At 65.4% G+C, this 21415-nt stretch carries 23 protein-coding genes; 4 read left to right on the top strand and 19 right to left on the bottom strand.

Annotated features, from left to right (window positions below; translation table 11 throughout):
* Nucleotides 1–34: 34 nt before the first annotated feature.
* The 5 genes from GYH34_RS00940 to GYH34_RS00920 form a co-directional block, all read right to left on the bottom strand.
* Complete coding sequence (locus GYH34_RS00940) at nucleotides 35–583, bottom strand: alpha/beta fold hydrolase (protein ID WP_161911957.1); 549 nt, start codon at nucleotides 581–583, stop codon at nucleotides 35–37.
* A 110-nt stretch (nucleotides 584–693) separates the two neighbouring features.
* Complete coding sequence (locus tag GYH34_RS00935) at nucleotides 694–2394, bottom strand: lysine--tRNA ligase (RefSeq protein WP_161911956.1); 1701 nt, start codon at nucleotides 2392–2394, stop codon at nucleotides 694–696.
* A 96-nt stretch (nucleotides 2395–2490) separates the two neighbouring features.
* Nucleotides 2491–2970: a hypothetical protein gene (locus GYH34_RS00930; protein WP_161911955.1), complete on the bottom strand. Its 480-nt coding sequence runs from the start codon at nucleotides 2968–2970 to the stop codon at nucleotides 2491–2493.
* Nucleotides 2970–3827, bottom strand: coding sequence for a 2,3,4,5-tetrahydropyridine-2,6-dicarboxylate N-succinyltransferase (gene dapD / locus GYH34_RS00925; protein ID WP_161911954.1), 858 nt, complete (start codon nucleotides 3825–3827; stop codon nucleotides 2970–2972). The genes GYH34_RS00930 and dapD overlap by 1 nt, the downstream gene beginning before the upstream one ends.
* A gap of 81 nt (nucleotides 3828–3908) precedes the next feature.
* Nucleotides 3909–4058, bottom strand: a complete 150-nt coding sequence (locus tag GYH34_RS00920; protein ID WP_161911953.1) for a hypothetical protein — start codon at nucleotides 4056–4058, stop codon at nucleotides 3909–3911.
* A 1-nt stretch (nucleotide 4059) separates the two neighbouring features.
* Between GYH34_RS00920 and GYH34_RS00915 the strand changes: the two genes are divergently transcribed.
* Complete coding sequence (locus GYH34_RS00915) at nucleotides 4060–4773, top strand: pentapeptide repeat-containing protein (RefSeq protein WP_244635218.1); 714 nt, start codon at nucleotides 4060–4062, stop codon at nucleotides 4771–4773.
* Here the strand turns inward: GYH34_RS00915 and GYH34_RS00910 are convergent.
* From GYH34_RS00910 to GYH34_RS00895, 4 genes are all read right to left on the bottom strand, one after another.
* Nucleotides 4751–5104, bottom strand: a complete 354-nt coding sequence (locus tag GYH34_RS00910; protein WP_161911952.1) for a hypothetical protein — start codon at nucleotides 5102–5104, stop codon at nucleotides 4751–4753. The genes GYH34_RS00915 and GYH34_RS00910 overlap by 23 nt on opposite strands.
* A 199-nt stretch (nucleotides 5105–5303) precedes the next feature.
* Nucleotides 5304–6851: a PepSY domain-containing protein gene (locus GYH34_RS00905; protein ID WP_161911951.1), complete on the bottom strand. Its 1548-nt coding sequence runs from the start codon at nucleotides 6849–6851 to the stop codon at nucleotides 5304–5306.
* A 12-nt stretch (nucleotides 6852–6863) separates the two neighbouring features.
* A complete protein-coding gene (locus GYH34_RS00900; RefSeq protein ID WP_244635217.1) occupies nucleotides 6864–9140 on the bottom strand; it encodes a TonB-dependent siderophore receptor in 2277 nt (758 codons plus the stop codon).
* Between the two features lie 85 nt (nucleotides 9141–9225).
* Nucleotides 9226–9600 carry a hypothetical protein gene (locus tag GYH34_RS00895; protein ID WP_161911949.1) on the bottom strand — a complete coding sequence of 125 codons (375 nt, stop codon included), beginning with the start codon at nucleotides 9598–9600 and terminating at the stop codon, nucleotides 9226–9228.
* A gap of 200 nt (nucleotides 9601–9800) precedes the next feature.
* Between GYH34_RS00895 and GYH34_RS00890 the strand changes: the two genes are divergently transcribed.
* Complete coding sequence (locus tag GYH34_RS00890; protein ID WP_161911948.1) at nucleotides 9801–10043, top strand: AbrB/MazE/SpoVT family DNA-binding domain-containing protein; 243 nt, start codon at nucleotides 9801–9803, stop codon at nucleotides 10041–10043.
* Nucleotides 10043–10375, top strand: coding sequence for an endoribonuclease MazF (gene mazF / locus GYH34_RS00885; RefSeq protein ID WP_161911947.1), 333 nt, complete (start codon nucleotides 10043–10045; stop codon nucleotides 10373–10375). The genes GYH34_RS00890 and mazF overlap by 1 nt, the downstream gene beginning before the upstream one ends.
* Nucleotides 10376–10719: 344 nt before the next feature.
* Here mazF and GYH34_RS00880 read toward each other — a convergent pair whose 3' ends face one another.
* The 6 genes from GYH34_RS00880 to rpmH form a co-directional block, all read right to left on the bottom strand.
* Entirely contained in the window at nucleotides 10720–11445 is a 726-nt protein-coding gene (locus GYH34_RS00880; RefSeq protein WP_161911946.1) for a pyrimidine 5'-nucleotidase, read from the bottom strand.
* A gap of 93 nt (nucleotides 11446–11538) precedes the next feature.
* On the bottom strand, nucleotides 11539–12423 hold the full coding sequence (argB, locus tag GYH34_RS00875) for an acetylglutamate kinase (RefSeq protein ID WP_142862633.1): 885 nt from the start codon (nucleotides 12421–12423) through the stop codon (nucleotides 11539–11541).
* A 58-nt stretch (nucleotides 12424–12481) separates the two neighbouring features.
* A complete protein-coding gene (yihA, locus tag GYH34_RS00870; protein WP_161911945.1) occupies nucleotides 12482–13144 on the bottom strand; it encodes a ribosome biogenesis GTP-binding protein YihA/YsxC in 663 nt (220 codons plus the stop codon).
* 7 nt (nucleotides 13145–13151) lie between these two features.
* Nucleotides 13152–14987 (bottom strand): membrane protein insertase YidC, encoded by a 1836-nt coding sequence (gene yidC, locus GYH34_RS00865; RefSeq protein ID WP_161911944.1) that lies wholly within the window; start codon nucleotides 14985–14987, stop codon nucleotides 13152–13154.
* Nucleotides 14984–15406, bottom strand: coding sequence for a ribonuclease P protein component (rnpA, locus tag GYH34_RS00860; protein WP_161911943.1), 423 nt, complete (start codon nucleotides 15404–15406; stop codon nucleotides 14984–14986). Before rnpA ends, yidC begins: the two co-directional genes overlap by 4 nt.
* A gap of 36 nt (nucleotides 15407–15442) precedes the next feature.
* Complete coding sequence (rpmH, locus tag GYH34_RS00855; protein WP_018266959.1) at nucleotides 15443–15577, bottom strand: 50S ribosomal protein L34; 135 nt, start codon at nucleotides 15575–15577, stop codon at nucleotides 15443–15445.
* A 595-nt stretch (nucleotides 15578–16172) separates the two neighbouring features.
* On the opposite strand from rpmH, the gene ctrA reads away from it, so the two are divergent.
* Nucleotides 16173–16874: a response regulator transcription factor CtrA gene (ctrA, locus tag GYH34_RS00850; RefSeq protein ID WP_161911942.1), complete on the top strand. Its 702-nt coding sequence runs from the start codon at nucleotides 16173–16175 to the stop codon at nucleotides 16872–16874.
* An 87-nt stretch (nucleotides 16875–16961) separates the two neighbouring features.
* On the opposite strand, the gene GYH34_RS00845 is transcribed toward ctrA, so the two are convergent.
* From GYH34_RS00845 to GYH34_RS00830, 4 genes are all read right to left on the bottom strand, one after another.
* Nucleotides 16962–17801 (bottom strand): protein-glutamate O-methyltransferase CheR, encoded by an 840-nt coding sequence (locus GYH34_RS00845; protein WP_161911941.1) that lies wholly within the window; start codon nucleotides 17799–17801, stop codon nucleotides 16962–16964.
* A gap of 140 nt (nucleotides 17802–17941) precedes the next feature.
* Nucleotides 17942–18307 carry a response regulator gene (locus GYH34_RS00840; protein WP_024878472.1) on the bottom strand — a complete coding sequence of 122 codons (366 nt, stop codon included), beginning with the start codon at nucleotides 18305–18307 and terminating at the stop codon, nucleotides 17942–17944.
* Nucleotides 18307–18849 carry a chemotaxis protein CheW gene (locus GYH34_RS00835; RefSeq protein WP_161911940.1) on the bottom strand — a complete coding sequence of 181 codons (543 nt, stop codon included), beginning with the start codon at nucleotides 18847–18849 and terminating at the stop codon, nucleotides 18307–18309. Before GYH34_RS00835 ends, GYH34_RS00840 begins: the two co-directional genes overlap by 1 nt.
* On the bottom strand, nucleotides 18846–21398 hold the full coding sequence (locus tag GYH34_RS00830) for a chemotaxis protein CheW (RefSeq protein WP_244635216.1): 2553 nt from the start codon (nucleotides 21396–21398) through the stop codon (nucleotides 18846–18848). Before GYH34_RS00830 ends, GYH34_RS00835 begins: the two co-directional genes overlap by 4 nt.
* Nucleotides 21399–21415: the final 17 nt, after the last annotated feature.

Here is a 21415-nt window from a genome sequence, read left to right as displayed (position 1 = left end):
CCGCAAAGCGGGGGAGGGTGAGGGAGGGGGTGCGCTAAAGCTTCGACAAAAACCCCGCAAAACGCAGCGAGCCCTCGGGCCAAGGCCCATGGCCGCTATCGGCGTTGATATGCCCGGCCGCGCCGGCGTCCACCAGCTCTGCGCCTATGTCCTGCGCCAAGGCCCTCGAGAAATCCGCCTCCGCATAAGGATCGTCGGAACTGGCGACGAGCAGCGCGGGAAAGCGCAGCCGCTCGCGCGGAATCGGCAGAAAGGCGGGGTCGATCGCGGTGAGCTCGTTGATCGCGCGCTCCGAGGGCGGCGCGACGAGGAAGCCGGCGGCGATCTTGTCGCCGCCACGCGCGGCGACATGCAGCGCCGCTACGCCGCCGAGCGAATGCGTGACCAGCACCACGGGGCGCGTCGCCGCGGCGATCTCGCGCTCTATGGTCTCGATCCATTCGGGAAAGCGCGGCGCGTCGAAATCCGCCTGCGCCACGCAGCGCGCGGTGGAGAGCTTTTTCGCCCAGCGCGTCTGCCAATGCTCGAGGCCGGAGCCGCCGAGCCCCGGCAGGATCAGAATATCCGCATCCGCAGCGCGCATGTTTCCTCCGACAATCCCACCCCTCATCATGAGGCGCTTTTTGCGGAACGCAAAAAGCCTCGAAGGATGCTCCAGGGGGCGCCCCTTCGAGACGGCCCCTTCGGGCCTCCTCAGGGCGAGGGGGCTGTGCTCGAGACGCCGAGCAATTCCCCGGCGAGCGCCTTGGCGATGAGGCCGCGCGTTTCTTCAATGCCGAACAGCGCGACGAAGGAGCCGAAGCGCGGGCCGCGGCTCTCGCCGAGCAGAACCTCATAGAGCATGTTGAAGAAATCATTCGACACGCCCGGCCGTTCCGGCGTCGCGCCCTTGGCCTTCAAATCCTGATAGCGCGGCACGGCGCGCGCGACATCATAGAGCGCGGTCTGAATATCCTCGGCGCTGGCGTCCTTCGGCAGCGACGCCAGCGTCTGCGAAAGAGTCGTCAGCACGCCGCGCTCCACATCGTCGGCGGCGCGATATTTTTTCGCGGGCCGCACGAAGTCGCGAAAGTAGGCGACCGCATAGCCGACGAGCTTGTCGAGGCGCGGATGATTCTGCGGCGACACATTCGGCGCATAGCGGCGTAGAAAGCCCCAGAGGACGGACGGGTCCTCGGCGTTGGCGACGGTCGCCAGATTGAGCAGCATGGAGAAGGAGATCGCCGTCCCCTTGGCGTCGCCGTCATGGGCGAGCGTCTCCGGCTCCGGCGGCGCGCCGAAGTGAATGTGCCACGCCGGATTGCCGAGCCGCTCCTTCCACGCCTGCCGCTGATAGGCCTCGAGAAAAGAGAGGTAATCGTCGACATTGCGCGGAATGACGTCGAAATAGAGCTTCTTGGCCGCGCTCGGCTTTTGAAACATGAATTGCGCGAGGCTCTCCGGGCTGGCGTAGGTCAGCCACTCCTCGATGGTGAGGCCATTGCCCTTGGACTTCGATATCTTCTGGCCCTTCTCGTCGAGGAAGAGCTCGTAATTGAAGCCCTCCGGCGGCCGTCCGCCGAGCGCGCGCACAATGGCCGAGGACAGCTTCACCGAATCGATGAGATCCTTGCCGGCCATTTCATAATCGACCGAGAGCGCATACCAGCGCATCGCCCAATCCGGCTTCCACTGGAGTTTACAGTGGCCGCCGGTGACCGGCGTGACGAAGGCCTCGCCGCTCTCGGGATCGCGCCAGGAGATGGTCCCCGCCGCCGTATCGATGGAATCGAGCGGAACCTGCATGACGATTCCCGTAACGGGGTGAATCGGCAGGAAGGGAGAATAGGTCGCTGCGCGCTCCTCGCGGAACGTCGGCAGCATGATCTTCATCACCTCCTCATAGCGCGCCAGCATATGCAGCAGCGCCGCGTCGAAGCGACCGGAGGTGTAATAGTCCGTCGAGGAAGCGAATTCGTAAGTGAAGCCGAAAGCGTCGAGAAAGGCGCGCAGACGGGCGTTGTTGTGCGCGCCGAAGCTCTCATGCGTGCCGAACGGGTCCGGCACCTTGGTCAGCGGCTTGCCGAGATGGGCGCGGACCAGCTCCTTATTGGGGATATTGTCGGGCACTTTGCGCAGCCCGTCCATATCGTCCGAAAAGGCGAGCAGGCGCGTCTCGATCTTTCCCTCGGTCAGCACCTCGAAGGCGTGGCGCACCATGGAGGTGCGCGCCACCTCGCCGAAAGTGCCGATATGCGGCAGGCCGGAGGGGCCATAGCCGGTCTCGAACAGCACTTTGGTCTGGCCGGTCTCGGCCACGCGTTTGACGAGCTTGCGCGCCTCTTCGAATGGCCAGGCCGGCGAGACGCGGGCGGCTTCGAGGAGATCGGCGGGCAAAGGCTCGGACGTGGGCATGATGCGGCTTTTGTTGCAGTTGCGAAGAGGGGCGCACACTATGGGCGCCGGGCGGAGGCGTCAACGCGTGGGGGATATGTGACTCAGTCCGAGCCGTCACTCCCCGCCCTCTCTCACCCCCAGCTCGTACCCCACCCACAGCGCGACCGCGGCGAGCGCGAGATCGGTGAGCGCCACGGGCCAATAGGGCATCACCTCGGCGACGCGCGGCTGCAGCCAGTGCATGGCGCCCGCCACTAGCGCGGCGAAGGGCAGGAGGCCCGCGAGCAGCAGCGGCGCGGGACGGTCGAGCGCGCGGAAGCGCTTGGCCGAGAGATTCACGAAGCTCACGGCGATCAGCAGAATCGCCAGCGCATAGAAGGTGAGATAGGCGTAGGCGGCCACCGTCTGCCAGACGAAGAACGGATCCTTCGCGAGGTCGTGATCCGTATAGGGGAAGAGCGCCAGCCAGATCAGCGTCAGCGGGACGAGCGCGGCGACGAGGCCGGCTGCGCCGCAGCTCCAGCCGGCGCGGTCGAGGCGTCCCTCCTCCGTGCGATAGAGGAAGCTCAGGCGCTCGCGCGAGGGAAGCTCCATCAGTCCCTCAGCAGCTCGTTGATCGCCGTCTTGCCGCGCGTCTGCGCGTCGACGGTCTTCACAATGACGGCGCAATAGAGCGATGGCCCGGCCGAGCCGTCCGGCAGCGGCTTGCCCGGCAGATTGCCCGACACCACGACCGAATAGGGCGGCACATAGCCGATGTGAATCTGGCCGGTGGCGCGGTCGATCACCTTGGTCGAGGCGCCGATGAAGACGCCCATGGAAATCACCGAGCCTTGGCCGACGACGACGCCCTCGACGATCTCCGAGCGCGCGCCGATGAAGCAATCGTCCTCGATGATGGTGGGGCCGGCCTGCAGCGGCTCCAGCACGCCGCCAATGCCGACGCCGCCGGAAAGATGCACATTCTTGCCGATCTGCGCGCAGGAGCCGACCGTCGCCCATGTGTCGACCATGGTCCCCGCGTCCACATGGGCGCCGAGATTGACGAAGGAGGGCATCAGGATCACGCCCGGCGCGACGAAGGCGGAGTGACGCACGATCGCGCCCGGCACGGAGCGGAAGCCCGCCGCCTTGTGCTCGGCCGCGCCCCAGCCGGCGAATTTCGAGGGAACCTTGTCCCACCAGCTCGCGCCGCCCGGCCCGCCCTCGATCACGCTCATATCATTGAGGCGGAAGGAGAGGAGGACCGCCTTCTTCAGCCATTGATTGACCTTCCAGGAGCCGGGGCCGGTCGCGCCCTCGATCTTCTCGGCGACGCGCAGCTTGCCCGAATCGAGCAGACGCAGCGCGCTCTCGACCGCGTGGCGAATGTCGCCCTGCGTGGAGGCGTCGATATTGGCCCTGTCTTCGAAGGCGGTGGTGATGAGATTCTCGAGACCAGTGTGCGGCATGAAATCGTCCAGCTCCGAGAGGTCGCGGGCAGGCGGCCCGCAGAAAGGGTCAGGGCTATAGGCGGCAAGGCCGCCGCCCTGTCAATCGCGGAAATAGGGGCCGATCGCCGCGCCGGCGGCGGGACGTCTTTCCAGCGCATCGCGCATTCTTTCCCGCAGCCGGGGCGGCGTCTCGGGGGTAGGCTCGCCCGCCGTCGCCGCAGAAGCGACGCAGAGCGAGGGAGCCTTCATAATGTCCTCGGCCCGAGCGAGCCGCCTTTTGGCCGCCGTCGTCCTGAGTCTCGCGCCGCTGGCGGCCGCGGCGGCGGATCGAAGCCGCGCCGATATAGAGCAGCTGATCGCCGCCTCCGCCGGAAAGCCCGTGGCGCTCACCGATCTCGATCTCTCCGGCCTCGATCTCTCGGGGCTGGACCTTCGGCGCGCCGATCTCTTCGCTGCGCGGCTCGCCGGGGCGAAGCTCGTCGGCGCGCGGCTCGGCGAGGCCAATCTCACCCGCGCCGATCTGCGCGAGGCCGATCTCTCGGGCGCCGATCTTTCCGGCGCGATCCTCTATGCCGCCATTCTCGACGATGCGGATTTTTCCGGCGCCGATCTGACGCGCGCCCGCATCATCGGCGGCGGCCGCGGCGCGCGCTTCGTGAAGGCGAAGCTGGTCGAGGCCGATCTCGGCGCCGATCCGGCCAATCAGGGCATGGTTCCGGTGCGCGCCGATCTCACCGCCGCGATCTTCGATGGCGCCGATCTGACCGGCGCCAATCTCACCCATGCCGTGCTGGCCTCGGCGCGCTTTGCCGGCGCGAGCTTGCGCAATGCGCGGCTCGATCACGCCAAGCTCGGCGATGCCGATCTCTCCGGCGCGGATGTCGCCGGCGCGAGCTTCCACGGCGCCGATCTCGACAGCGCGCGGCTGCCGCCGGCGGCCCCTATTTTGGAGCGAGGGCGCTGAGCTGCGCTTCCAGCGCGGCGAGGCGGCCGATGTCGAGTCCGGCGGCCGGAGCGCCGTCCCTCAGCCGGGCGACGAGCGTCGCGGCGAGGACGCAAAGCGCCGTTCTCGTCTCCTCCGATTGGGCGTCGATGATTTCAGCGACGGCGATTTGCATTCCGATCGAACGCGGCCGCGGCTCCAGCTCGGCGATCTCCCTCTTGGCGAAGGTGGAAAGGCCAGACTTCAGGGCGTCATAGCCGTCGATGACGGCCGCGCCCGCCGCGCCTTTGGCCGCCGCCTCCGCCGCGAGGCCGAACGTTCCCACCACGACGGCGCCAATCGAATCGACCATGGCTCGCTCCCCAAACCATCGAAAAGGCTTCGAGGCGGCTTCAATTCGTCGAAGCGCGACCTCGCTGGCCGATTACGCAAATGACGTTCCATGTCGGTGGGCTCGGTCGGTGGGCTCGGTCGGCCCCGTGGGGGTGGCCCGTCGCCAGTAGTCCGCGGCGCTCCTCATAGCCAGGCGTCAGGCGCCACCAGCACGGTGGTCATGCGCGGCTCGATCTCGCCAAGCTCGGCGACGCCGATCGCGCCGGCGCTTGGCGCTCGCCGAATTTGCGCTTCAGCCGTCGCCAGCCGATGACGATTCCGGTGACGCTGAGCGCGAAGCCCGCGCCATTGAGCGCCAGCATGAGCACGTCCCACAAGGGCCGCGCCGCGAGCAGCGCCGGCGCGTCCCAGCTGTGCAGAAAGGCGAACAGCCAGCGGCTCGCGCGGCGCCCCGAATCCAGCTTGCCGAGCACGGCGCCCGTATGCGGGTCGATATGCGCCCAGGTTCCGGCGGCGTCGTCGAACTCGAGCCGCAATACAGGCAGGCGCTTGTCGACATCGCCATGCATGGTGTGTGGCGCGCGCGCGAAATAATAGAAGTCGTAGGTCTCCATCACCGTCGCCGCCGTGACTTTCGCGTCGGGGACGAGCCGCGCGCCGAGCCGCTTCAACTCGTCGAGCGGCAGCGTGAAGGCGGGCGCGGCGTCGGCCTCTGCGCGCAAGATTCGCGTCGCGCCGCCGGCGCTGAAGCCGACATAATAGCCGGCGCCGTCGATGACGCGCAGCTCGAGCTCGCGCGCCGCGAATCCATCATCGGCGAATTTCGTCAGCGCTTGCGCGACCGAGAGAGGGAAGCGCTCGGGCGCGAGCGCGCCGCCATAATAGGGTTTGGCGTCGAAGGCCGATCTGGTCTCGAAGATTTTCCACGGGTTCATCGACATCAGGCCGCTGAACACGAAAGTGACGGCCGTCGCGCCGCCGATGAGGCCGACGATATGGTGCCATTTCATCATGCCTTCGCGATAGGGCGTGCGCGCGCCGGTCCTATAGGGCGCGCGAAAACGCCAGCGCATGACGCCGACGACGAGGCCGGTGACGGCGAGCACGGTTCCGACGAGCGAGGAATAGACGATGATGTCATGCCAATAGGCCTCGAACCAGCCGCCGCGGAACGGATAGAGCCAATGGATCCAGGCGCCGGCCCAGTTCCAGAGGCGCTCCGTCCGCGTCGCGTCGCGGACCACCTCGCCAGTGACGGAAGAGACATAGAGCAGCGTCGAATCCGCATCGGACATATAGACGCGATGCAGCGGGCGCAGTCCGTCGAGACCTTTGGAATGCGTCCATTGGTCTTCGTCGACGATTCCGTCATAGCTCGCCTCGCCGCCGAGGAAGGCGCGCGCGGCGGCGATGGCGTTCTCCTCTGAAACGCCGGTCACGCGCGCGCCGTCGCTGGCGCGCGCCGCCGTGAATTGCGGGCCGCTGTCCTTCGCGCGCCGCCCGAAAATGAAAGTCGGCGCGCCGGCGATGCTGGTGAGGCGGACGGATTGCGGCGCGCCGCCCTCTCCCGCGGCGTCGAAAGCACGGGAGAGGGCGACGCAGCAGCGCGCCGCATCGAGCGGCGGCAGCGCCGCCAGCCTCTCCGACGGCAAGAGCTTGGGATAGCCGACATACATCATGACGACGCCCGAGAAGAACCACATGGCCATGAAGAGACAGGCCGCGATCCCGAGCCAGCGATGAGCGAGATAGAGATATCTCTTCATGTTCGCCTCCTCTCAGAAGGTCATCTTCAGCGACAATTCGACCGTGCGCGGCTGGCCGAGCCGCAGTAGCGGTCCAGTGCCGCCCGACGCCCATTCGACATAAGCGGCGTCGGTCATGTTCTTCAGCATGGCGGTCAGCTTCGCATTGGGCGTCACGCGCCAGGAGAGGCCGGCGTCGAAAGTCGTATAGGCCGGTATGCGCATCGTATTGGCGTTGTCGGCGAAGCGATCGCCGACGAAGCGCGCCGCAAAGGTCGCCTGCCAATCGGGCAGGAAATCCCAGGTGATCCAGCCATTGGCGATCCAACGCGCCATATTGGTCGGCCGATTGCCGGCGCGCGACACGCGTAGCGTGGTTCCGGCGATCGTCGCCGCCTCCTCGAAGCTCTCGAATTTCGGATTGATCCAGGCCGCGTTGCCCTGCACGCTGAGATTATCCAACACCTGCAAGCCGACATTGGCCTCTATGCCGTTCGACGATTGCTTGCCGACATTGATGACGCTGTTGGGATTGGCCGGATCGGAAGTGGTGACATTGTTGCGCTCGATGAAATAGCCTGCGAGAGTCGCCGAGCCTCTGCCCTCCCAGAAATCGAGCTTCGTTCCCGCCTCGATCTGCCAGCCGGTGGTGAGCTCGAAATTGCGCACGCCGCCGGCGTTGTTGGTGAGCAGAATGCCGGAGGGCGGATCGGCAGCCGTGCTGTAGGAGACATAGACGTTCGCCTCCCTGGTCACGTCGTACATCAGCGCGGCGCGCCAGGTGATCGGCTCGTATCCTTTGCCGAAATAGGCGGGATTGCCATAGGGGTTCGAGGCGCTGGGCAGGGTCGGAATGCGGTAATTGAAACGCTCGAGGCTGATCTTCTCCCAGCGCAGGCCCGTCACGAGATGAAGCTGCGGCGTCAGCGACAGCCGGTTCTCGGCGAAGAGCGCCAGAGTGTAGAGCTTGCTGCGCGCGTCGCCCACATAGCTCGTCGCCAATGGATTGTCCTGATAGAGCTTATAGGCCGAATAGCCATAGGGCTCGACCGTGTCGACGGCCAGTCCCGATTCGAGGCCTCCGTTGCGCGTCTGCTGATTGAGCGAAAAGTCTATGCCCGCGACCGTTTTCGACTCGAGGCCGAACAGGGTCGTCGCATTCGTCGCCTCCAGCCTGTCGCCGACGAGGCTCTGGACGTGGCGGGTGGCGAAAGACCCGCTGCGGTCGATCAGCGTGTTGGTCGCATTATAGCGATAGGATTCGACGTTTTGATATTGCCGGTCGGCGCGATAGAGATAGAAGGTGTTTTTAAAGCTCGTCTCCTCGTCCAGCTTATATTCCGTGATGTCGCGCGCCCACAGCACCTGCTGGTCGAAGACCGGCTTCAGGCTGTTGTAGTTCTTGAAGCGCACGCCGGGATCGAATTTGAGATCGAGCACCGGCAGGCCGAAGGTTCCCCAGGCGATTGTGCCCGTTCCGCCGAGCGGACGCGGAACCGGCGTGCCCCAATAGGAGTCGCGCTGCTCGCTCTGAAACTCCACCGCGACAGTATTGGAGAGGCCGGGCGCGATATCGGTGAGCCAGGAAATGGAGCCGGCGCCGGAATTATGATTGGAATCCTCGACCCAGCCTTGCGAGCCTTTGTAGCTCAGATCGAATTGCAGCCAATTATTCTCGTCGAGCTGCTTGTTGAAGCCGTAAGACGCGCGGCGGTTGAACCACATGCCGCCCATCAGCAGCGCCTCATTGCGCTCCTCGCCGCGCGTGGCGACCTTGCTGACGTAATTCACCGCGCCGCCGACGGCGCCCTGGCCGTAGAGGTAAGAGGAGGCGCCGCCGAGAAGCTCGATGCGGTCGTAGAGCCAGCTGTCGACCGGACGGCCCGCGATGGCGTCATATTGCACGGTGATGCCGTTGAACATTTGCGTCACCGACGACGCGCCGAAGCCGCGCAGGCTGATCGACCCTGCCGAGCCCGGCGGGTCCGAGGCGATGACGCCCGGCATGCGCTGAATGACCTCCTGCGTCGTCTGCGCGCCGCGCGCTTCTATGGTGGCGCGATCGACGATGGAGACGGAGGAGGGCGTCTCGCGCGGCGTCAGGCCGAGGCGGCTGCCGGTCTGCGAGGCGACGTCGAGCTGCAGCTTGCCATTCGGCGGCTGCAGCTTTCCGCGCGAGGGGCCGGCGGCAGGGCGCTGCTCGCCGGAGATGTCGATGGCGGGCAGGGCCTCCTGCGCAGCGGCGGATGAAAAGACGACGAAAGACAGCGCGCCGGCGGATGCGCCGCGCATGAGGGCGTTACGAGACATGTGAAATTGCTCCTGGCGCGACGCCACGCGGGCGCGCGCGATTCCGATGGAAAGATGCGGCGAGAGAGCCGCGATTCGTTTCGGATCAGGAGAAGGAGGGCGGCGCGCGCGACGACCAGGTGCTGGCCCAGCCGGGCGGCGTCGTGGATTCGGCGGCGTCGGCGCTGCGTGGCGCGTGGCGCGAATCCGGTTCGGGCGGCGAGATCGCCGTAAGGCGCCAGAGCGCCGCGAGGGTCAGCGCGACGCCGCGTGCGCCGAGCGTGCAGAACATGCAGCGCTCGCAGGAGGAATGATCGCTCAGTGGATTTGCGACGCCGTTCTCGCTAGCGCAGAGCTTGGTCGCCGTCGCGTGAATTTCGCTCCAGCCGGCGGGGTCGCTTGCTTGTTCCGCGAGAGAGGGGCCAGCGGCGACGATGAAGCCCTGCAGCATGAGCAGGCAGGCGAGCACGCGCGCGATCACGCACGTTCTCAACCGCTGATGTGCCCCCGCTCGTATCATCGTCGCATTGAAGAGAGCGGGCGCTATACAGTCAAGACAACGTTACAAAGAATGCCGCTCCGTTGCGGAAATGTGACAGTTTCTGAACGGGATGGGAAATGACTTGACGACGCGGCGTCCCAATCTTATGTTTCTACAATGTAGATACTTTTGGGGTTGCGATGCGAGCGATCGTCAAAAAATGGGGCAACTCCGCGGCTGTGCGCATACCCTCGGCCGTCATGGAGCAGGCGCGCCTCGAGATCGACCAAGCCGTCGAGGTGCGCGTCGAAGGCGGCAGCGTGGTGATAGAGCCGCTCGCGGCGCCCGAATTCTCTCTCGAGGACCTTCTCGCAGGTGTGACGTCTGAAAACCTGCATGAGGAGGAGAGCTTCGGACCGCCTGTCGGCCGCGAGACGCTCTAATGGCGGCCTATACGCCCGAGCGTGGCGACATAGTATGGCTGAGCTTCGATCCACAGGCCGGCCATGAGCAAGCGGGGCATCGTCCCGCGCTCGTGTTGAGCCCGAATGCCTATAACGCCAAGACCGGGCTGATGATCTGCTGTCCGATGACGACGAAGATCAAGGGCTATCCCTTCGAGGTCGCGATCGCGGGACCGACGCCATCGGCGGCCCTCGTCGATCAGGTGAAAAGTCTGGACTGGCGCGCGCGCAAGGCGAAGAAGAAGGGCTCCGCCTCGAAGAGCGAGCTGGCGGTGGCAACGGCGAAGCTCAGGCCGCTATTGGGAATTTGAGGCGCTCGATTTCACCGAACAAAATTAATGCTGATAGCGTGGATTATTTCTTTCATGGGCTTATGAGCACACGGCCGCCCCGGAGCCACGCTTTCAATCATTTTTTTTATATCTGCGCTCGGACTGAGGATCGCAGGAAACAGCGACCGAAGATGTCCTTCATGTAGCTTTTTGTTCCCAAAGTCGATTTGTCGTCCGTTGCGCGTCCCTCTCTCGAGAACATAGCCACGCTTTATTGCCTCTTGAATCACGAGTTCGACAAATGACTCGGGCGTAGCAATGGGCTGCAGCATTGGAGCGGTCCCCCAGGTTAAAGAGAACATGCGAAATAGCCATTCCGGGCATCATCTCTTTACCGTCAGCCCTTCCAAAAACCCAGCGAGATCATTGGTCGTAAAATCCACATGCGGCTCGCGTCCATGGGCGATCTCCCAGGATTCGCGCTTTTCCTCATGGCCGGCTTCCGGCGTCACCAGCACGGTGGTCATGCCGCGCGCATGGGGGATGATGAGATTGCGCGCTATGTCCTCGAAAAGGGCGGAGCGCTTCGGCTCGATGGCGTGGCGATCGAAGAAGCGCTCATAGGCGCCCTCATGCGGCTTGGCGATGAAATCGGCCGCGACGATATCGAAGACATCCTCGAAAATATGATCGATGGCGAGCTGCCTCGCCGTGTCGAGCGCATGCTCGCGCGAGCCATTGGTGAGAATGAGCTTGCGGCCCGGCAGCGCGGCGATCGCCGCCGCCAGCGAATGATTTGGCGGCAGCGACGAGCGATCGACGTCATGGACGAATTTCAAGAAAGCGTCGGCGTCGACGCCATGCTCGGTCATCAGCCCGCGCAGCGTTGTGCCGTAATGCTTGTAGTAGTATTTCTGCAGCGCGCGCGACGACATTCCGTCGAGGCCGAACAGGCGGATCATGAACAGAGTGATCCGATGGTCGATCTTCGGCCAGAGATCCGATGAGGCGGGATAGAGCGTGTTGTCGAGATCGAAGACCCATGTGTCGACATGGGCGAAGCGATTGGCGATGGTCAGAAGGCGCGGCTCGTCCGCGGGCTCCGTCATCGCGCGCGCCGCCCCGTGCGTGAGGCGACACGATCTGGAGCCGTGAGGCGGCTCTTGGATCGTTTCGTCGCCACGCGCTTCGCTATCAATGCGTCACCTCGTTATCAGCGTGCCCGCGCCATGATCTGTCAAAAGCTCGATCAAAACGGCGTGCGGCAGCTTGCCGTCGAGAATCACGACGCCTTCGACGCCGCGCTCGATCGCATACATGCAGGTCTCGACCTTGGGGATCATGCCGCCGGTGATGGTGCCGTCGGCGACGAGGCCGGGAATATCCTCCACCTTCAGCTCCTTTATGAGCTGCTTGTTCTTGTCCAGCACGCCCGGAACGTCGGTGAGGAACAAGAGGCGCTTGGCGCCGAGCGCGCCGGCTATGGCGCCCGCGAAAGTGTCGGCGTTGATATTGTAGGTCTCGCCGTCGAGGCCCTGCGCCACCGGCGCGAGCACGGGGATCAGCTCGCGGCCGAGCACCTGATCGAGCACTGTGGTGTCGACCTTCGCCACCTCGCCGACGAAGCCGAGATCGATCGCCTTGCCGTCCTCGTGATTGGGGCGCGCGAGCTTTTCGGCCGTCACCATGCGGCCGTCCTTGCCGCAGAGGCCGATCGCGCGGCCGCCCTCGGAATTGATGAAGCCGACGATCTGCTTGTTGATATAGCCGGCGAGCACCATTTCGACGATTTCCATCGTCGCCTTGTCGGTGACGCGCAGCCCGTCGGCGAATTCGGATTTTATGCCGAGCTTGCCGAGCATGGCGCCGATCTGCGGGCCGCCGCCATGCACGACGACGGGGTTCACGCCCGATTGCTCGAGCAGCACCATGTCGCGGGAGAAATCGCGCGCGACCTTGTCGTCGCCCATGGCGTGGCCGCCATATTTCACCACGACGGTCGCCTCGTCATAGCGCAGCATATGCGGCAGCGCCTGCATGAGAATACGTGCTTGCTGGAGCGCGCTGTCGGCCGAATCCTCGGTCATGGGTCCGCCTGTGGTTGGATGAAGCTCGACCCTTTTAGAAAGGACGAGGCTGCAATATTCAAGCGTTTCGTTCGGCCAGCAGCCGCGCGATCCCGGCGCGAAGCTCCGTCACGCCATCGCCCGTGCGGGAGGAGGTGACGGCGAGGCGCGGGAAGGCGGCCGGGCGCTTGGCCAGCGCGGCCTCCACGGCGGCGACGGCGCTCTCGCGCTCGGAGACCTTCAACTCGTCATGCTTGGTCAGCACGATCTGATAGGAGACGGCGGCGCGGTCGAGCAGGTCGAACATCTGCTCGTCGAGATCCTTCACGCCGCGGCGGCTGTCGATGAGCACGAAAACGCGGATCAGCGAGGCGCGGCCGCGCAGAAACTCCTCCATCAGCCGCGTCCAATTGGCGATCTTCTCCTTGCCGACGGCGGCGTAGCCATAGCCGGGCATGTCGACGAGGCGCAGCGGCTCCGCGCCCGGCGCGGCGCCCAGCGCGAAGAAATTGAGCTGCTGCGTGCGCCCCGGCGTGTTGGAGACGCGCGCCAGCGCCTTGCGGCCGGTGAGAGCGTTGAGCAGAGAGGATTTGCCGACATTGGAGCGGCCGGCGAAGGCGATCTCCGGCGGGCCGATCGGCGGCAGATCGCCGGATTTCGCGCTGGCGAATATAAAATCGCACGGGCCGGCGAAGAGCAGCCGGCCCGGTTCCGTGAAATCCTCGTCGCGGGCTTCGTTCAAGGCGCGATCAGGCGGGCTTCTTGAGGAAGGCGAAAGTGTTCTTCAGATTGTCCCACAGCTCGAACTTGACGCCCGCGCGCTTCATGATGACCCATTGCTGCGCCACCGAGAGCACATTGTTCCAGGTCCAATAGATCACGAGGCCGGAGGCGAAGCCGCCCATCGAGAAGGTGAAGATCACCGGCATCCAGCCGAAGGCGATCTTCTGCACCTCGTCGGTCGGCTCCGGGTTCATCTTCATCTGCACCCACATGGAGACGCCCATGACGATCGGCCAGACGCCGAGCCACAGAAACGAGCCGAACACCGGAATCTGAGTGGGGTCGAAGGGAATGAGGCCGAAGAGGTTGAAGATGTTGGTCGGGTCCGGCGCGGAGAGGTCCTTGATCCAGCCATAGAAGGGCGCGTGGCGCATCTCGATGGTGATGACCAGCACCTTATAGAGCGAGAAGAACACCGGAATCTGCAGCAGGGCGGGCAGGCAGCCGCCGGCCGGATTGACCTTCTCGCGGCGGAACAATTCCATCTGCTCGCGGCTCAAGGTCTGCTTGTCGTCGCCGTATTTCGCCTTCAGCTCCGCGATCTTGGGCTGAATCGCCTTCATCTTGGCCACGGCCAGATAGCTCTTATTGGCGAGCGGCAGGAAGGCGATCTTGACCAGCACGGTGACGGCCAGAATGGCGAGGCCGAAATTGCCGAGCACATGGAACAGGCCGTCGATGATGCGGAACATCGGCCGGGTGAGGAAGTAGAACCAGCCCCAATCGATGAGTCGGTCGAAGAGCTTGATGCCCTGGCCCTCATAGGCGTCGAGCGTGTCGACGACCTTGGCGCCGGCGAAGATGCGCGAGGCCACGGAGCCGGAGGCGCCCGGCGCGATGGTCAGCGGCGCCTCCACCGTATCGGCCTGATAGGCCTTGGTCGTTCCAGCGCCCGAAGCCGAGAAGCGCGCCACCAGCGTGCGGTCCTGCTGCGGCACCAGCACGGCGGCCCAGTATTTCTCGGTGAAGCCGAGCCAGCCGCCGGTCGCCTCGAAAGATTTGGTGGCGTGCGGCTCTTTCTCGACCTTCTCGAACTTCAGCTCCTGCAGGCCGGCCTCGCCCAGCACGCCGACAAAGCCCTCGTGCAGGGCCGCATAGCCGGCGCTCTCCAGAGCGCCGATGCGCGAGACGCGCAGATAGGGATAGAGGGTGACGGAGCCCTGGCCGTGATTCTCGACGCTGTCGGTCACGGAGAACATATATTGGTCGTCGACAGCGATCTTGCGCTTGAAGACGAGGCCCTGGCCATTGTCGAAGGTGAGCGTCAAGGGCTGGCCGACGGAGAGCTGATCGTGATCGGCGCTCCACAGCGATTCGCCGTTCGGCAGGGCGGGCGGCGCCTGATCCTTGTCGGAGGCGAGGAAGCCCGATTCGGCGTAATAGGGGTGCGGCGCGTTCTCCGGCGAGAGCAGCACGATGATCGGGCTCTTGGGATCGACGGTCTCGTGATAATTTTTCAGCGAGACATCGTCGATGCGGCCGCCCTTCAACGAGATGGAGCCGGAGATGGAGGGCGTGTCGATCACGACGCGCTTGCTCTCGGCGAGAGCGGCCTCGCGCGTCTTGGGTGCGGGCTTGGCGGCGACGACGCTCTGCGGCTGCGCCTGCCGGGCCGCTGGCGCGGCCTTGTCGGCGGGCTGGGCGGCCGGCTTCTGCGGCGCGCCGGGCTTTTGCTGCTGCGCGAGCTGCGCTTCCTTGTGCTGCTGGTCGAGCTTGGGGAAAGCGTAGAAATAATCCCAGCCGGCGATCGCCAGCATCGACAGGCCGGCCGCTATGAGGACATTCTTGGTATATTCGTTCATGACGCCTGCGGCCTGTCTTTGGAGTTGCGATGGTGGCGCCGGGGCTTGTCGCCGGGCCTGAGCTTCGTCAGTCCGTCCACGATCTGCGCCGTCAAATCCGAAAAGGGCGCCGTCAACGCGTCGGGCCGGGCGACGAAGACATAATCATAGCCCGGGAGACCGGAAGCGCCGCAGAGCCGCAGCGCCTCCTTGAGGCGGCGCCGAATGCGGTTGCGACCAACGGCGCCGGAGATCTTCTTCGTCACGGTGAAGCCGAAGCGCGGCGTGTCCGTGTCGCCGCCCTCCCGCGCCGCCGCCTGCAGCTTGAAGGCGCGCGCGCCGCGGCTCAGCCCGCTCGCGGCGGCGCGCAAAAATTCGCGCCGCTTGCGCAGGCGTCGCGGTTTGGTCTTCCGCGTTTCGTCTGGAATGTTCTCGCTCACGCCTCCCGTCCTCCCTGGCCGAGAAGCCGGCGAAAATCAGGCGGACAGGCGCTTGCGTCCGCGGGCGCGGCGCGCCGCGAGGACATTGCGGCCGCCGACGGTCGCCATGCGGGCGCGAAAGCCGTGACGGCGCTTGCGCACAATTTTGCTGGGTTGATAAGTTCTCTTCACCTTGGGTCTCCGCTCGCTCAGGTCGCCGATCGAAGAGCCGTCATCGCCTCGCGCCGACCGCTCGTCATCGGCTGGCCGCCGCCACGGCCCTCGATCTCATTTTGGTCTCGCAGGGCGCCTTTTTCTCGCCCTTGCGGCTGTCTCGTTCGCCTTTTTCGCGGGCGCGCAAGCCCCCGCACGAAACGCGTCTCTGCGACGCCGCGCCGGCATATAGGAGAAAGCCCGCGCATAAGTCAATCGCGAGCGCGGCGCGACGCCGCCGCGCGGCGGGGCTTTCGCGAAGCTTTCGCCGCGGCCTTTGCGTAGCCGCGAGCGGCTTCGCAGCCGGGCGGACGGCTTGTATAAACAAGAAGGCCGGTCGATTCGTCCCCCTCAAAGAGACGCTGTTCTGGCTCGCGATGGCCCTTAGCCGTCGACGATTAAGGTTTTGGTTGGCCGCCGGGCCGAAGGTCAGGGTTTGTTAACCATTACCGCTTAGCGTTTCTACAAATAGATAGAGATCTTGGCGGGCGGCCGACGAAGCGCGGCGCATCGTCGACGCTCGGGCGACGCGACGACGTCCGGGGAGATTGGTGGAGCTGGGTGGGGACCGAAAATGCGCGTTTTACTGATCGAGGATGACAGCGCGACCGCTCAAAGCATCGAGCTCATGCTCAAATCCGAGAACTTCAACGTCTATACGACCGATCTCGGGGAAGAGGGCATAGATCTCGGGAAGCTCTACGATTACGACATCATCCTGCTCGATTTGAATCTGCCCGACATGTCCGGCTACGAGGTGCTGCGCACCTTGCGGGTGGCCAAGGTCAAGACGCCGATTCTGATCCTGTCCGGCCTCGCCGGCATAGAGGACAAGGTGAAGGGTCTGGGCTTCGGCGCTGACGATTATCTGACGAAGCCTTTCCACAAGGACGAGCTGGTGGCGCGCATTCACGCCATCGTGCGCCGCTCCAAGGGCCATGCCCAATCGGTCATCACGACCGGCGATCTCGTCGTCAATCTGGACCAGAAGACGGTGGAGGTCTCGGGCGCTCGCGTGCATCTGACCGGCAAGGAATATCAGATGCTCGAGCTGCTCTCGCTCCGCAAGGGAACGACGCTCACCAAGGAGATGTTCCTCAACCATCTCTATGGCGGCATGGACGAGCCGGAGCTCAAGATCATCGACGTCTTCATCTGCAAGCTGCGCAAGAAGCTCGCCAACGCCAGCGAAGGCCGCAACTACATAGAGACGGTGTGGGGCCGCGGCTATGTGCTGCGCGAGCCGAGCGAAGCCGAGGAGCGCATCACCGCCTGAGTCCTCCGGGAAAGGCGGCCGCAAGTCGAAAAGGGGCTCCCTCGGGGGCCCCTTCGCGCGTTCAGAGGGGGGGGATGCGAGCCGCGCTCACGCGCCGATGGCGGCGAGCGGCTGCGGCGAAGGGCGCGGCAACAGCAGCCAGGCGGCGTCGCTCGCGGGAGAGAGGCCGCCGACACGCTCGCCGATGGTCTCGGCCGCGCCGAGGATCAGGCAGCCGTCTCCGGAGAGACGATCGCGCAGGCGCGAGAGCACGCGGCTTTTCACCGCAGGCTCGAAATAAATGAGCACATTGCGGCAAAAGACGATGTCGAAGGGCGTCTCGCCGGAGCAATCATCGAGCAGATTGAGCTTGCGGAAGACGATATTCGTCCGCAGCTCATCGCGAATCCGCCAGAGACCGTCCTTCTGGTCGAAATGCGCCAGCAGTCGGTCGATCGAAAGGCCGCGCTGCGCCTCGAACTGGCTGTAGACGCCGCGCCGCGCCGTCGTCAGCGCGGTCTCCGAAACATCGGTGGCGAGAATCTCGACCCTCCAGCCGGCGAGCGCCTCGCCCATTTCGGCGAGCGCAATGGCGATAGAATAGGGCTCCTGACCGGTCGAGCAGGCGGCCGACCAGATGCGCAGGCGCCGCGTCTCGGCGCGCCGCGCCATCAGCTCCGGCAGCCAATCGCGCTTCAGCCGCTGAAAGGGCAGGCGGTCACGGAAGAATGAGGTCTCGTTATTGGTCATCGCATCGATGACGCGCTGCAGCAGCGCCTCGTCCTCGCGCCGCTCGATGAGGCGCATGAGCCCGGAGAGGTCGCGGCAGCCATGGGCGCGCATGATCGGCTCCAGCCGGCTCTGCGCCATATAGAGCTTGTCGGGGTCGAGCGAGACGCCGACGAGCGAGCCGACGAGACGGCGCAGCCGTGCGAAGGCGAGGCTCATCGCGCGCTCTCCGCCAGAGGCGTCGCGCCCGGCCGAAAATGCCGAGACGCCGCAGCTTTCCGCATTTCACAGTCGCTCCCGAAAGAGAGCGCTCCCGTCTCGTCGCGGCTGGAGTGTTGTCGAGCGAAGCGGGCGCCCGCTCAGATAACGCCTATGTCCTCGAGCTTGGAGCGCACGACATGCTGGTCGAAGGGCTTCATTATGTATTCGTCGGCGCCCGCGTCCATCGCCTGGGCGATATAGCTCGCCTCGTTCTCCGTGGTGCAAAACACCACTTTCGGCCCGGCGCCGCCCGGCATCTTGCGCAGCGCGCGCAGGAACTCGACGCCGTCCATCTCTGGCATGTTCCAGTCGAGCAGGATGGCGTCCGGCATGGATTGCTCGCAGGCGACCAGCGCCTTGCGGCCGTTCTCCGCCTCCACGGTGGAGAATTGCATCCCTTCGAGAATACGGCGCGCGACCTTGCGGATGACCGCGGAATCGTCGACGACAAGAATCTGCTTCATCAGTCTACTCCTCGGGATGCGTCTCTCGAATGTCCGTCGCGGCCGCCGCTCTCGCCCGGCCTCGACAGGCGCCTCACCAGCGCGGCTATGTCGAGTATGGGCAGAAAATCATCGTCGAGCCGGTAGCAGGCGTTGGTCGCGTCGACGAATTGCTGGCCGACATGAGTCGGGCAGAGGATGCGGTCGTCCTCCTCGCAGGTGACGACGTCGCCCGTCTCGTCGATGAGCAGAGCATAGCGCTCGCCATTGTGCTCGATGCAGACGGCGAGATTCGAATCGGAGCGGTCGCCTTCGTCGATGTCGAGGCAGCGGTCGAGCCGCAGCGCGGTGACGATGCGGCCGCGCAGATTGGCGAGGCCGGCGATTTCGCGCGGGGCCAGCGGAACCGGCGTCACCTGCTCGATGTGGAAGATCGTCTTCACGCATTCCACCGGCAGGCCGAAGGTCTGGCCGCGCACCTTTATGGTGAAGTTGCGCGACTGCTCTTTGCCCGTATCGCCTTGCCGGCGGCGCCCGTTGGCGTCGCGTTGCGTCTGGGTCATGCGGCCAGCTCCGACATGATGCGCAATTCGAGATCGCGCGGCGCGGTGTCCGCCTTGTCGAGCAGGCGGCCGACGCATTCGATGAGCGCGCGCCGATCGAACTTGCCGGCGACGGCGGCGATGCCGCAGGCCTTGGCCGCCGCGAGCACGCTGGGCGCCGCCTGGGCGGCGAGCGCCACCACCGGCAGCTCGGCGAGGCCGGGCAGCGCGTGCAGCGCGCGGGCGAAATTATAGCCGTCCATTTCCGGCATGTCGGTGTCCGTCACCACCGCCTCGACCGACAACCCCTTGCGCAGGAAGGAGAGCGCTTCCGGCGCCGAGGCGGCGGTGGTCACGTCATAGCCGGCCGAGCCGAGTATGGGCGCCAGCATGTCGCGGAAGAAGGCCTTGTCGTCGACGAGCAGAATGCGATGCCGCTTGTTGACGCCGCGCGCCACGGCGGCCGGGCAGGCGATGCGCATGAAATAGGTGGCGTCCAAAAACTCGACGATCTCGCCGCCGAGCTGGATGGAGCCGAGAATATGCGCCGAATCGCTCTCTCTCTGCAGGTCGAGAATCTCGTCGGTGACGTCGACGATCTCCTCGGTGAGCAGTCCCATGGACTGGCCCGCTCCCGACAGCACGAGGATGGGATAGGAGTCGCGGTCGAGCGACATGTCCGAGGTCGCCGGAATGATCGGCAGCAGGCTGTCGCGATAGGCCATGACGAAGGCCCCGTCCGAGGCGATCAGCCGCTCGCGCGGCACATCCTCTATGCGCAGCACGAGAGACAGAGGCAGCGCCTTCAGCGGGCCGGGGCCGGCCTTGACGATGATGATGCGCGTCTTCTCCGCGCGCGGGACGAAGACTTCCGGCGTCGCCGCTTCGGCCGGGCGCTCGGCGAGCCGCTGCAGGCCAGCGTGGTCGAGCAGAGCCGCGGGATCGAGAATGAGCACCACCGAGCCGTCGCCGAGAATCGTCTGGCCGGAGAAGACGCCGAGCCGCGCCAGAGCGCTCACCAGCGGCTCGATGACGATCTCCTGCACATCGGCGATCGTCTCCACCAGCAGGCCGAATCGCGCGCTGCCGACGCGCAGCACGACGACGAAGCCGTCGCGCGTCTCCTCCTGGGCCGGTCGACCGAGGCCGAGCGTCGCCGAGAGATCGACCAGCGGAAGCACGTCATTGCGAAGGCGCAGCACCGGCGCGTCGTGGATATATTGAATCGCATGCTCGAAGCCGCGGCCGACGCCGACGAGCTCGACCACGGTCATCTGCGGTATGGCGAAGCGCGCGCCATTGCTGGTCAGAATCAGCGCCGGCGTGATGGCGAGCGTCAGCGGAATGCGCAGCGTGACGCAGGCGCCGCGGCCCTGGCGCGAGGTCAGCGAGACGGAGCCGCCGATCGACTGAATGTTCTCGCGGACCACATCCATGCCGACGCCGCGGCCGGAAACGCTGGTGACGCCATCCACGGTCGAGAAGCCCGGCGTGAAGACCAGCTCGAACAGCTCGCTGTCGCTGAGCTTGGCGATATCGGTCTCCGAGACGAGCCCGAGCGCCAAGGCTTTGGAGCGGATGCGCGAGGCGTCGAGCCCGCGGCCGTCGTCGGCGATGTCGATGATGATCTGGCCGGCGTCATAGGCGGCGCGCACTGAAATGACGCCGGTCTCGCTCTTGCCGATGCGCGCGCGCTCGGCCGGAGATTCTATGCCATGGTCGGCGCAATTGCGAATGATATGGGTGAGCGGCGCGCGGATCAGCTCGATCACTTGCCGGTCCAGCTCCGTGTCCGAGCCTTCCGTCGTGACGACGATCTTCTTGCCGAGATCATGAGCGAGATCGCGCACCTGCCGCGGCAGCGTCGAGAACAGCCGTCCGACCGGCTGCATGCGCGCGCTCATCACCGCATCCTGCAGATCGCTGGTGATGTTGGAGAGCGTCTGCACGGTGCTGCTCATGGCCTCGTCGCCGCCCGCGCAGGCGCTCGACAATTCGAGCAGACGATTGCGGGTGGAGACCAGCTCGGAGACGATGCCCATCAGCCGATCGAGCACATTGACCGAGACGCGGACCGTCTCGCCGATATGGGCGACGCTGGCGGAATGCGCCTCGCCCGGCGTCGCGGCGGCGCGGGAGGCGGGCGCAGCGGCGCCGCTCGCCTCGGCGGGGTCGGGCTCTTCCTCGCCGAGGCGGGCGCGGCGCGTCGCCTCTTCCAGCGCGGCGACGAGCTCTTCGTCGTCGCCCGCCGGCTCCTCCTCGGAGCGGCCCATTTCGGCGAGAATATCCTTCAGCCGATCCACAGCGGCGAAAATGAGCGTGACATGCGAGGCGCTCATTGGCGCGCCGTCGCGCAGAGCGCCGATGAGCGCCTCGGTCGAATGGGTCAGCCGGCCGACGCGCGGCAGCTTCAAAAAGCCGCTGGTGCCTTTGATCGTATGCACATGGCGAAAGAGACTGGCGATGAGCGACTGATCGCCCGGGTCCTTCTCGAGACAGACGAGCTCCATCGTCGCCGCATCTATGTGCTCGGCGGTCTCGACGAGGAAATCGTTGAGAAGCTCATCCATGGCGTCGTTCGTCTCAG

It is taken from the genome of Methylosinus sp. C49, assembly GCF_009936375.1.
Taxonomy (GTDB): Bacteria; Pseudomonadota; Alphaproteobacteria; order Rhizobiales; family Beijerinckiaceae; genus Methylosinus.
Note: the sequence above shows the minus strand (reverse complement) of the source record. Positions and strands in the feature narration are given on the sequence as shown.

What these genes read in the sequence shown, in the direction of transcription:
- GYH34_RS00940 (WP_161911957.1), bottom strand. Translation starts at nt 583, where the DNA reads ATGCGCGCTGCGGATGCGGATATTCTGATCCTGCCGGGGCTCGGCGGC.
- GYH34_RS00935 (WP_161911956.1), bottom strand. Translation starts at nt 2,394, where the DNA reads ATGCCCACGTCCGAGCCTTTGCCCGCCGATCTCCTCGAAGCCGCCCGC.
- GYH34_RS00930 (WP_161911955.1), bottom strand. Translation starts at nt 2,970, where the DNA reads ATGGAGCTTCCCTCGCGCGAGCGCCTGAGCTTCCTCTATCGCACGGAG.
- dapD (WP_161911954.1), bottom strand. Translation starts at nt 3,827, where the DNA reads ATGCCGCACACTGGTCTCGAGAATCTCATCACCACCGCCTTCGAAGAC.
- GYH34_RS00920 (WP_161911953.1), bottom strand. Translation starts at nt 4,058, where the DNA reads ATGAAGGCTCCCTCGCTCTGCGTCGCTTCTGCGGCGACGGCGGGCGAG.
- GYH34_RS00915 (WP_244635218.1), top strand. Translation starts at nt 4,060, where the DNA reads ATGTCCTCGGCCCGAGCGAGCCGCCTTTTGGCCGCCGTCGTCCTGAGT.
- GYH34_RS00910 (WP_161911952.1), bottom strand. Translation starts at nt 5,104, where the DNA reads ATGGTCGATTCGATTGGCGCCGTCGTGGTGGGAACGTTCGGCCTCGCG.
- GYH34_RS00905 (WP_161911951.1), bottom strand. Translation starts at nt 6,851, where the DNA reads ATGAAGAGATATCTCTATCTCGCTCATCGCTGGCTCGGGATCGCGGCC.
- GYH34_RS00900 (WP_244635217.1), bottom strand. Translation starts at nt 9,140, where the DNA reads ATGTCTCGTAACGCCCTCATGCGCGGCGCATCCGCCGGCGCGCTGTCT.
- GYH34_RS00890 (WP_161911948.1), top strand. Translation starts at nt 9,801, where the DNA reads ATGCGAGCGATCGTCAAAAAATGGGGCAACTCCGCGGCTGTGCGCATA.
- mazF (WP_161911947.1), top strand. Translation starts at nt 10,043, where the DNA reads ATGGCGGCCTATACGCCCGAGCGTGGCGACATAGTATGGCTGAGCTTC.
- GYH34_RS00880 (WP_161911946.1), bottom strand. Translation starts at nt 11,445, where the DNA reads ATGACGGAGCCCGCGGACGAGCCGCGCCTTCTGACCATCGCCAATCGC.
- argB (WP_142862633.1), bottom strand. Translation starts at nt 12,423, where the DNA reads ATGACCGAGGATTCGGCCGACAGCGCGCTCCAGCAAGCACGTATTCTC.
- yidC (WP_161911944.1), bottom strand. Translation starts at nt 14,987, where the DNA reads ATGAACGAATATACCAAGAATGTCCTCATAGCGGCCGGCCTGTCGATG.
- ctrA (WP_161911942.1), top strand. Translation starts at nt 16,173, where the DNA reads ATGCGCGTTTTACTGATCGAGGATGACAGCGCGACCGCTCAAAGCATC.
- GYH34_RS00845 (WP_161911941.1), bottom strand. Translation starts at nt 17,801, where the DNA reads ATGAGCCTCGCCTTCGCACGGCTGCGCCGTCTCGTCGGCTCGCTCGTC.
- GYH34_RS00840 (WP_024878472.1), bottom strand. Translation starts at nt 18,307, where the DNA reads ATGAAGCAGATTCTTGTCGTCGACGATTCCGCGGTCATCCGCAAGGTC.
- GYH34_RS00835 (WP_161911940.1), bottom strand. Translation starts at nt 18,849, where the DNA reads ATGACCCAGACGCAACGCGACGCCAACGGGCGCCGCCGGCAAGGCGAT.
- GYH34_RS00830 (WP_244635216.1), bottom strand. Translation starts at nt 21,398, where the DNA reads ATGGATGAGCTTCTCAACGATTTCCTCGTCGAGACCGCCGAGCACATA.